The 3,330-nt window shown below is 55.6% G+C and carries 4 protein-coding genes; 1 reads left to right on the forward strand and 3 read right to left on the reverse strand.

The annotated features are described in order from the left end of the window. From BP727_RS00235 to hcp, 3 genes are all read right to left on the reverse strand, one after another. Positions 1-776, reverse strand: a 776-nt coding sequence (locus tag BP727_RS00235; RefSeq protein ID WP_286856703.1) for a DUF166 domain-containing protein, incomplete at its 3' end; no start/stop codon positions are given. Then, positions 773-1,555: an ATP-binding protein gene (locus tag BP727_RS00240; protein WP_286856705.1), complete on the reverse strand. Its 783-nt coding sequence runs from the start codon at positions 1,553-1,555 to the stop codon at positions 773-775. The genes BP727_RS00235 and BP727_RS00240, both read right to left, overlap by 4 nt. Before the next feature lie 16 nt (positions 1,556-1,571). Continuing rightward, positions 1,572-2,882, reverse strand: coding sequence for a hydroxylamine reductase (gene hcp / locus BP727_RS00245; protein ID WP_013719640.1), 1,311 nt, complete (start codon positions 2,880-2,882; stop codon positions 1,572-1,574). Between the two features lie 72 nt (positions 2,883-2,954). On the opposite strand from hcp, the gene BP727_RS00250 reads away from it, so the two are divergent. Then, entirely contained in the window at positions 2,955-3,314 is a 360-nt protein-coding gene (locus BP727_RS00250) for a winged helix-turn-helix transcriptional regulator (RefSeq protein WP_013719641.1), read from the forward strand. The last annotated feature ends 16 nt before the right edge of the window (positions 3,315-3,330 follow it).

The following is a 3,330-nucleotide window of genomic DNA, read 5'->3' on the forward strand; positions in this document are numbered from 1 at the left end:
TTGCTTGCCTTCTTCAGCCCCCCCTCCACTGCATCGCGTATGATATAGCCGCCCACGTGCAGCACAGTGTCTCCAAGTTCTGCATCCCTCTCCATAGAGCCGGTGCAGGGATAGGAATGGTGAGCCTCGGATATCCTCTCCCTCAGGTCGGGCTGATCGGTCTCCAGGCCCAGCATCTTCTTGGCCACAAACCAGGTGGATCCGCAGGGGGCGCTTCGCACGACATTAGCCCCCATGATCACCTCCTTTCCCTCTCTGCTGCCCTGGACGGAAAACTCTATCACTGGGTTCCCAATTCTCGCCTCTTTCAGGAACTGAGCGATGATGGGCTTATTTGGATCGGGGGCGAGAGCGCAAAACGGCTTGGCAAAGGCCGCCTCCATCCCCAGCTCCGCTGCCTTCTCCTCCACCTGTCTTCTCTGCCCCAAAGGCATCTCCTTCGGAGATTCCGATCCGCCGATGATCGCTTTGACCCCAGCCTCTTTGAACTTGGGAAGCAGGCCGTAGAGGATATCGGGATGGACATTGATCACAATGACCAGATCCACCTTGGGTATATCTTGAGGGAGCAAGGGCTCTACATCATCTATGAAATCCCCATAAGTCGATGGATCTGGCATCTCCACCAATGCCACAATATCTTTTGCCAGGTCCGGGGCAACATTCCGGCATTCGGTGCAGGCGTCTGCGCAGGAGATGCAGAACCCTGAGAAGTTCACCAGGTTTCCAACCACCCGGCTGCCGAAGTCGCCACTGTAGTATACCGCCAGCTTCATCTTCTCACCATTCCTGTATCGTTTACTACCTTCCCGTCGATCATGCATATGAACTGATCGAGGGGGATATTCTTTCCTGACCTCTTCATTGCCTGCTCCACCAGGTTAATGATATGGTAGCAGCAGGGAACCTCCATCCTGAGGACGGCTATATCCCGGATCTCATTTGAGCTGAGGATCTCCGCCAATTTAGAGATGAAGGGCTCGCTCTGATCCAGCTTCGGGCAGCCGATGAGAACCACCCTTTTTCGGATGAACTCGGAGATGACAGGGCAGGCAAATGCCGAGCAGTCCGCGGCTATCAGCAGACTGGCGTCCTTGAAATAGGGGGCATTGGTATGGGCCAGCCGCATCTGTATAGGCCAGCTGGAGAGCTGGGAGGAGGAGCCGAGCTTGTTTAGATGCTGTCCTGGTCCCTCTCCTCTCCCCCTACTCGATCTCTGTGATTGATGAATTGGGAGGTCGCAGGGGGCTATTGGTCCCGATTCGCCCTCTTGTTCCGCCCTCTTTTCGGCGGGGCTGTTGCCCTCTGCTTTGGATTGCTGCTGAAATTCCAGGGCCGCCTTCTCATCGAATGCTTCTGCATCTCTCCATTCGATGGTCAGAGCTCCAGTGGGACACTCGCCAATGCAGGCTCCCAGGCCGTCGCAAAACGATTCTCTTGCTACCCGCGCTTTGCCATCCACCATTTCTATCGCTCCCTCTGAGCAGGCGATAGCGCAGCTGCCGCAGCCATTGCAGAGTGACTCATCGATCTTGATGATATTTCTCTTTACCATTGCGACTCCCAATCATCTACCCCATCATCTTCTTAATGTCCTCATCCGGGGTGCTGATCAGCCGGATGTCGTACTGGTCCACCAGGATCTTGAGCATATCATCATTGATCCATCCGGGGACGATGGGGCCCAACCAGATCCCTTTGATTCCCAATGCCAATAAGGACCAGAGAATGGCCACCGCCTTCTGCTCCATCCAGCTTATCACCAGTGTTAAGGGCAGGTCATTGACTCCCACTCCAAACAGGTCGGCCAGAGCCCCGGCCACCTCCAGGGCGACGATGGCATCGTTGCACTGACCCAGGTCGATCAGACGGGGGATGCCCTCTATGTCCCCTAAATCCAGGTCATTGAAGCGGAACTTGCCGCAGGCTAAGGTGAGGACCACTACATCCTGGGGCAGCTTTTGCACGAACTCCCGGTAGTAGTCGGACTTCTTCAGGGGAGCATCGCAGCCGCCCACTAAGAAGAACCTCTTGATCTTGCCCTTCTCCACCAGTTCCTTGATCTTGGCGGCGTGGGAGAGGAGAACGGAGGTGGAAAAGCCGGTGGTCAGCTCATACTCTCCCGGAGCGTCTGGGAGCTCCGGCAGCTCTCGAGCTCGAGCGATAACCTCGGAGTAGTCGTATCCATCGATGTGCTTGACCCCTGGCAGGTAGACCGGCCCGGTGGAGAACATGCGGTCGATGTACTCCTCACGCGGAGGAAGGAAGCAGTTGGAGGTGCCCAGGAGGGCCATGGGATACTGGGCGAAGAGCTTCTTTTGGTCAAACCAGGCTTTGCCCAGATTGCCTGCCAGGTTCTTGTACTTTCTCAAGCCCGGATAGCCGTGGGCGGGGAGCATCTCGGAGTGGGTGTAGACGAATACATCTGTGCCCTCCACCTGCTGCAAGAGCTTATCCAGGGCGTTCATGTCGTGGCCGGTGATAATGATGCCGTGGCCCTTTACCGTTCCCGTCCTCACCTTGGTGGGCGTGGGCTCGCCGAACCTCTCGATGTGCGCCTGCTTGAGCAGCTTCATGGTCCTGATATTCATCTCCCCCGCTTTCACTGCCAGGTTGAGGAACTCCTCGGGGTCGAAGTTCACATTGGTCAGTGTGGAGAAAAAGCCCCTCTCGATGAATGCGTCCACCTCCGGGTCGCTGTAGCCCAGTTCCCGGGCATGATAGAGATAGGCGCTGATGCCCTTGATGGCGAAGAGCAGGTTATCCTGCAGCCGGGCGACGATCGGTTCCTTTCCACATACTCCTTTCACTGTGCAGCCGGTGCCCCGGGCGGTCTGGGAGCACTGGTAGCAGAACATGTCCAATTTTTCAGTAGCTGCCATTTTTTATTGCCTCACAACTAGTATACTATTGATACCAAAGTATATAACCTCGAAAGTTTCCCTGAGTATACCATGTATGAAGGATGCACAGTAAACCTGACTGTGAAGTATATTGCCAGAAAATGGACCATGCTAATACTCTTGGAGCTCTACAAGGGAGTGGGGCACACCAGGCGGTTCTCTGAGTTGAAGGGCTGTCTGGCAGGGATCACCCAGAAGGTTCTATCCGTTCGGCTCAAGGAATTGGAGCGGGAGGGGCTGGTGGAGAAGAAGATGGACAGCGAGGCCTTTCCCCTGAAGAGCGAGTACACCCTCACCGAGAGCGGCTTAGAGATGATCGAGGTCATCAAGAGCATAAAGCTGTGGGCCTTGCGCTGGAAGATAAAGAACATCGAGTGCGGCAGCCAGGATTGCGGGCAGTGCGTTCTGTAAACTACTCCGGCCTAAA

Source organism: Methanosaeta sp. UBA356 (assembly GCF_002496465.1).
GTDB classification, from domain to species: domain Archaea; phylum Halobacteriota; class Methanosarcinia; order Methanotrichales; family Methanotrichaceae; genus Methanothrix; species Methanothrix soehngenii.

Coding starts and splice junctions, on each gene's coding strand:
- hcp (WP_013719640.1), bottom strand. CDS start 2,882: ATGGCAGCTACTGAAAAATTGGACATGTTCTGCTACCAGTGCTCCCAG.
- BP727_RS00240 (WP_286856705.1), bottom strand. CDS start 1,555: ATGGTAAAGAGAAATATCATCAAGATCGATGAGTCACTCTGCAATGGC.
- BP727_RS00250 (WP_013719641.1), top strand. CDS start 2,955: ATGTATGAAGGATGCACAGTAAACCTGACTGTGAAGTATATTGCCAGA.